6 protein-coding genes and 2 pseudogenes are annotated in these 5,957 nt (G+C 62.2%); 5 read left to right on the forward strand and 3 right to left on the reverse strand.

Annotated elements, in window-relative coordinates:
- Together Q427_RS19710 and Q427_RS34505 are read left to right on the forward strand one after the other, a co-directional pair.
- Nucleotides 1-720 (forward strand): annotated as a pseudogene (locus Q427_RS19710) (acetyl-CoA C-acyltransferase); the annotation flags it as partial.
- A 207-nt stretch (nucleotides 721-927) separates the two neighbouring features.
- Nucleotides 928-1,113, forward strand: a complete 186-nt coding sequence (locus Q427_RS34505; protein WP_043516824.1) for a 3-keto-5-aminohexanoate cleavage protein — start codon at nucleotides 928-930, stop codon at nucleotides 1,111-1,113.
- A gap of 197 nt (nucleotides 1,114-1,310) precedes the next feature.
- On the opposite strand, the gene Q427_RS35615 is transcribed toward Q427_RS34505, so the two are convergent.
- Nucleotides 1,311-1,436 (reverse strand): hypothetical protein, encoded by a 126-nt coding sequence (locus Q427_RS35615; protein ID WP_269321292.1) that lies wholly within the window; start codon nucleotides 1,434-1,436, stop codon nucleotides 1,311-1,313.
- A 375-nt stretch (nucleotides 1,437-1,811) separates the two neighbouring features.
- Nucleotides 1,812-3,515, reverse strand: a pseudogene (locus Q427_RS19725) (potassium/proton antiporter).
- 356 nt (nucleotides 3,516-3,871) lie between these two features.
- Between Q427_RS19725 and Q427_RS19730 the strand changes: the two are divergent.
- The 3 genes from Q427_RS19730 (at nucleotide 3,872) to Q427_RS19740 (ending at nucleotide 5,578) form a co-directional block, all read left to right on the forward strand.
- Nucleotides 3,872-4,627 carry an enoyl-CoA hydratase-related protein gene (locus Q427_RS19730; RefSeq protein WP_043516825.1) on the forward strand — a complete coding sequence of 252 codons (756 nt, stop codon included), beginning with the start codon at nucleotides 3,872-3,874 and terminating at the stop codon, nucleotides 4,625-4,627.
- 130 nt (nucleotides 4,628-4,757) lie between these two features.
- Entirely contained in the window at nucleotides 4,758-5,105 is a 348-nt protein-coding gene (locus Q427_RS19735) for a universal stress protein (protein WP_043516826.1), read from the forward strand.
- Nucleotides 5,105-5,578, forward strand: coding sequence for a universal stress protein (locus Q427_RS19740; protein ID WP_043516827.1), 474 nt, complete (start codon nucleotides 5,105-5,107; stop codon nucleotides 5,576-5,578). Before Q427_RS19735 ends, Q427_RS19740 begins: the two co-directional genes overlap by 1 nt.
- 39 nt (nucleotides 5,579-5,617) lie before the next feature.
- Here the strand turns inward: Q427_RS19740 and Q427_RS32610 are convergent.
- Nucleotides 5,618-5,957, reverse strand: a 340-nt coding sequence (locus Q427_RS32610) for a hypothetical protein (protein WP_043516828.1), incomplete at its 5' end; no start/stop codon positions are given.

The raw sequence follows: 5,957 nt of genomic DNA on the forward strand, positions 1-5,957 counted from the left end.
GGCTTACCGCCGAGCTGCTGGGCAAGATGCACGGTGTCACCCGCGAGGAGCAGGACAAGTTCGGCGTTCGTTCGCACCAGCGTGCCCTGGCGGCCAACGAGAAGGGCTATTTCGACAACGAGATCATCGGTGTCGAAGGTCATGACCAGCGGGGCTTCAAGACCCTGTTCAAGCACGATGAGGTCGTGCGCAGCGATGCCAGCCTGGAGAAAATGGCCGAGCTCAAGCCGGTCTTCGACCCGCGGGGCGGTACCGTCACCGCCGGGACTTCCTCGGCGCTCTCCGTGGGCGCCGCGGGCATGGCGGTGATGAGCTATGAACGCGCCCAGGCCCTGGGCCTCGAGCCGATCGCAGGGTGCTGTCGACCGGCGTTGCCGGCTGCGACGCTCGATCATGGGCTACGGCCCGGTGCCGGCATCCAAGAAGGCCCTTGCGGCCGCCGGTCTCTCCTCTGCCGACATCCAGACCGTGGAACTCAACGAGGCTTTTGCCGCCCAGGGGATCCCGGTGCTCAAGGACCTCGGCTTCCTGGATGCCATGGACGAAAAGGTGAACCTCAACGGTGGCGCCATCGCCCTGGGCCAYCCGCTGGGCATGTCCGGCGCGCGGCTGCTGCTCACCGCCGCCCACGAGCTGCAGAAGAGCCGCAAGCGCTATGCCCTGTGCACCATGTGCGTGGGGGTGGGGCAGGGCATAGCCACCCTGATCGAGCGGGTTTAACGGAGGTTTGTCATGGCATTGCTGAACATCAATGGGCGCTGTGTCGTCTATCGCCTGCTCGGCAGTAAGGCCAGCCTGCTGATGCTGCTGGCGCATCCAGATGGCACGTGCCGATGCTGAATCCTTCGCCCGGCTTTGCGAGATGCTGGGTGTACTGATTTCCACGGCAAGCTGAAGGAGTCGTTCGCACAGCACCCGGGCGCTGGCGTGCATCTGGTCGGAGGCAGCGACGACATGGCCAGCCTCTCGGTTGGCTCCAACAACTTCCCCAATCGAGTCTATGAGAACCCGCCGCAACTGGTGGAGCGAACCGTTGCGTTGTGTGAGAAGTACGAACGCCCCGTGGCCACCTGGCAACAGGCGCGTGAGATATTGGGCCTTGCGAGTGGCTGACGAGGAAGCTCTTGCGACCCGCATCAGGCTGAACTCGACTACCTCGTCTCATCGGAGGCAGGCCTCAAGACCATTGCCGAGAACTACGTCGGCCTGCCCTATGAGTCCCTCGAGTAATGACGGCCCATTTCCACAAACCGAAGGACCCGCGAGCGATCGCGGGTCCTGAGGTATAGCGTAGCGTGAAGTGGGGAGGTCTAGGCGGCTTCCGATTCGTCCCGGAAGTGCTCCCATGCATGGTGATAAAGAACACCGGCATAGCCGTTGCGTTGCATGATCTTGAGGATCTTGGCGGGATCGCCGTTGTCGAGGGCCTTGTGCAACTTCGCCCGCTGCTCGGCATCAAGCGCTTCGTACCAGTGGTAGGCTCGCCCTTGGCGTCGCCATCCTTGGCCTTGCGTATCAGGTCCATTTCGATGCGGCCACCCTGTCGATACAGGATATCGTAGCCCGCCTGTAGGCGCAGCGTCGGCACATCGCATGGTTTTTCGAGGCCTTCCAGCACGTTGTGGTAGTAATAGCTCAGCGGTTGCATATGGCTCCTCCAGCGGTGTGCCGTTGCTCATCCATCATTGCCTGCTTTCCTGTTTTCCATCCTGCCTTAGGCATGGCGGCTAGCTCAATGGGAAGATTGTAAGGCACCAGTACACTTCCTCCTCTCGGCGGGAGGCTTTCAGCTCTAGAGAATACAGGGAGAGTCAGTAGAAGCGCATGCCGACCCTGACGACCTTGTCACCTTCCACTTCGCTCACTACCCAATGAATGCCGTGCCAGGCCACGTCATCGCCGATGACGGGATGGCCGCCAACGCGCATCGAAATGAACTCGCCCAGTGTCACGTCTTCTTCACCCGGGGTGACGGAAATGCCATATGCTTGGCAATTTCCCCCAGGCGGGCATCGGCATCCAGCGTGAAGGGGCCGAAGAACTCCTTCTCTTGCTTCAGCTTGGCGTCGCCGTTGAATAGCTTGTTGAGGGCGGCCAGATCCTCATTGCGACCGATGACGCAGATGACGTCGCCTATCTTGAGCTGAGTGCTGCCTTTCGGGTGCAGCATGGCATGCTCGCGGAACAGGGCGGAGATCAGCGCACCGGAAGGGAAGCGGAGCAGCCGGATCGGCACGTCATCCAGGCTCGGGTTCTCGACCCGGTACACGAACATTTCGTAGTCGTTCTCGGGCAGGATGCCGAGGGGGCCCCGGTGGTTGGGTGCCGTGGCCTGGGGCAGCTGCACCTTCATCCAGCGCGCCATCAGGGAGATGGTGCCGCCCTGGATGAGCAGCGACATCAGCACCACGCCGAAGGCGACGTTGAAATAGAGCGAGGCGTTCTCCACTCCGCCGATGAAGGGAAAGATGGCCAGCACGATGGGCACCGCCCCGCGCAGCCCAACCCATGAGATGAAGCCGAGCTCACGCCAGCGGAACTTGAAGAAGGGCTTGATGGCAATGAGTACGGCCAGTGGCCGGGCCACGAAGATCAAGGCAAGCCCCACCAGGAAGGCGGGCAGGGTGTATTCCAGCAGGTCGCTCGGCGTGACCAGCAGCCCCAGTACGAGGAAGAGCCCGATCTGGCTCAGCCAGGCCAGGCCATCATGCACGGGAAGAATGAAATTGAGGTGTCGCCCAGGTTGGTTGCCGATCATCAGGCCGCAAAGGTAGATGGCCAGGAAACCGCTTCCGCCCAGCGCGCTGGTGGCGCCGAAGATAAAGAAGCCCATTGCCAGGGCCAATAGCGAGTAGAGCCCCGGCGCCAGGTCGACCCAGCGCAAGAGCTTGCCTGTCAGCCAGCCACCACAGATGCCGATCACGATACCCACACCGAACTGCTGTATCAGGAACAGAGCGGTCTCGGCGATGCTCCCGATATCGCCGACCAGTATCTCGATGAACATGATGGTCAAGAAGATCGCCATCGGATCGTTGGTGCCGGACTCGATCTCGAGGGTGGCGCCGACCCGCTCGTTCAGGTTGATGCCGCGACCGCTCAGCATGGAGAACACCGCCGCGGCATCGGTGGAGCCGACGATGGCACCGACCAGCAGCCCCTGAATCAGGGTCAGGTCGAAGGCCCACATTGCTACCAGCTGTGATGCCGCTGGTCAGGAAGACCCCGAGTGTGGCAAGGGAGAGCGCCGGGCGAAAACCTGCGCGAAATGTCTTGAGGCGGGTGCGCAGGCCACCGTCGAGCAGGATCAAGGCCAGGGCCAGGTGTCCGATCAGGAATGCTATGGAGTAGTCATCGAACTCGATGCCGAGCAGGCCCTCTTCTCCCGCCAGCATGCCCAGGCCCAGGAAGATGATAAGAAGGGGGAGGCCAAACAGCGAGGAGAGTCGGCTTGCCAGGATGCTCAAGGCCAGAAGGGCGCCACTGAGGAGGAAAAGGGTGTTGATGAAGTCCATGCGGATGCCCTTCGATTGGCAACCCTGGCCAGAGCCTGAGCGGCGTTCCTTGCGTTCAGTGGTAGCTTTGGGACCTGCTGTTCTGGTGGCTAAGGCGTAAAATTTAACTATGCAGCTGATTTATAATATATTTTTGTGTTTCTTCGAGTCAAGGGCTTGACGAGCCGGTCAACGCTGGCTCGACTGTCCCTTGGTGAGCTGCTGGCATGCCGTACACAGTAACACCGGGGTCTTGGTAAGTCTGACCCAATAGGTGGTCGGTGGCGGCTATGGCTTCACGGAAGGGAAAAATTAGCACGCTTATCAAAAAATACTTATGCTGTAATCGGGCCTTCTGTCCGCAACGGAGATAGCGCATGGCGACCCAAATCACGACTTCCCGCAGAGCGGATGGCATTACGCTGCTGAAGATCAGCTGCCCCGAACGACGCAATATCCTGGATGAGGCGAGCTACGCACAGTTGATCGATGCGCTCGCCTCGGCGGAGGCGGACGATGGGGTCAAGGCCTTGATCATCACGGGCAGCGAGAACTGCTTTACCGCAGGCAACGACCTGGCCAACTACAAGGCGCTGGCGGAGGCGACGGAGGTAACGGCCATCACCTTCCTGCGCCGTCTGCATGCCTTTTCCAAGCCCGCCATCGCCGCCGCGGAGGGGCTCGCCCTGGGGCTCGGCTCGTCGATCCTGCTGCACTGCGATTTCGCCTACGCGGGCAATTCGACGAGGTTCTACCTGCCTTTCATCAATTTTTCCCTGACCCCCCTGGGCGCCACCACCCACCTGTTGCCCAGGCTGGCTGGCAACAAGTCGGCCACAGAAATGCTCATGCTTGGCAAACCCTTCTCCGCATCCCGCGCCTGCGAGCTGGGCCTGCTGACCGATACCACCCCCGACGGGAAGGCGCTGGAGCAGGCGATCGACTGCGCCACTCGCCTGGTCGCCAAACCCTTCGATGCGCTGCTGGCCACCAAGGCACTGCTGCGTGAGAGCGACGCCGAGGCGATCGGCCATGCCTTCGACCGGGAAGAAAAGCAGCTGCTGGAACGGTGTCGCTCCGCTCAAGCCCAGGAAGCCATAGACGCTTTCTTTGCCAGGAAAGGCAGTCACTAGCGACAGGCGCCTGGCCCGCCGGCTTCTGATTCGGGGGTGCCACCAGGGATCGGTCGGGTTGCTGCCGCTCGCAACTCCTTGCTGATCTGCTGTACTGAGGGCAAGAACAACCATGATGAGAGGTGGCGCTATGCAGGCACTTCATGTGGCAGTGGACGAGTCGACACGCTCCTTGCAGGGCATCGCGTTGGGCGAGCTGCTTCATCGCCAGTGGGGCGGCACCATGACGCTGATTTCCGTGGTGGCGTCACCCGAGCAGGCGGATAAGCGCCGGGCCGCGCTGGACCGGCAGGAGCTGGGGAGATACCGGGAGTCGCTCGAGATAGTGACAGGCGATGCCGCCGAGGTGCTGGCCGGCCTGGCATCCGACCCTGGCAAGGGGTTGCTGTGCATGACCTCCCATGGCCGCCGACCGGCATCCGAGTTACTGCTCGGCAGCGTGGCGGCAGAAACCGTGCGGCGTGCTGGTGCCTGGTAGTGCTTGGCGGGCCCCGGTTCGATCCTGACAGGCATCAGCGCATCGATACCCTGATGGTCTGCGTCGATGGATCGCGCCCAGCCGAGTCGGTACTCGAGCCCGCCGTCAATCTCGCCAGGCGGCTAGACGCCAGGCTGCAACTGTTGCATGTGGTTGAAGTCGAGTCCGATGTGGCGTCGGCACTGCCGGGTCACGCTGGCCATGGTGACATCATGGAGTCGGGGTATGTGCAAAGCCTGGCCCGCCGGATTCGTGAGGCGGACGGGTTCGAGGTGGACTGGGAGGTATTGCATGGGGACGACCCGGCAGTGGCTATCCACCGTTACCTGTCCTCTTGCACCAACGTCATGGTGGTCATGACCACCCATGGCCGCAGCGGTCTATCACAAGTGGCCGCAGGCAGTGTCAGCCGCGACATCTTGCACAAGGCCCACTGTCCGGTGGGGGTGATGCGCCCGGTGAAAGGGAAGTGAGAGGGCCGCCGCCGCATCTCGGCCGACAGCACTCCTGGATCACTTCTCGTCCCGGTCGCCCGGCTTCACTTCGTAGTCGCCTTCCAGCACCTGCTGTTCATGGTGGGAGTCGCCGCCAGCCCGGGTGTGGCGATAGTGGGTTTCCCGATAGTGATAACCGGTGCCGACATCGTTCGCCTGTTCGGCGCGCATCTGCTCGAGGCGCTTCTTCATGCGATAGCGGACGATGGGCAGCATGGCCCAGCCGATCAACAGGAAGAAGAGGCCCAGTACCGTCCCGACGATCAGCAGCATGCCGAACAGCAACCAGGTCAGGATCAGTTTCAGCCCGCCGAGAGGGCCGCGCGGGGTCTGGCGCGCCCGGGCACGCCACTGCTGG

The organism is Halomonas sp. BC04, assembly GCF_000568385.1.

Bases quoted from the DNA above. Each gene is read 5' to 3' on its own strand.
- Q427_RS19730 (WP_043516825.1), top strand. From the start codon at position 3,872: ATGGCGACCCAAATCACGACTTCCCGCAGAGCGGATGGCATTACGCTG.
- Q427_RS19735 (WP_043516826.1), top strand. From the start codon at position 4,758: ATGCAGGCACTTCATGTGGCAGTGGACGAGTCGACACGCTCCTTGCAG.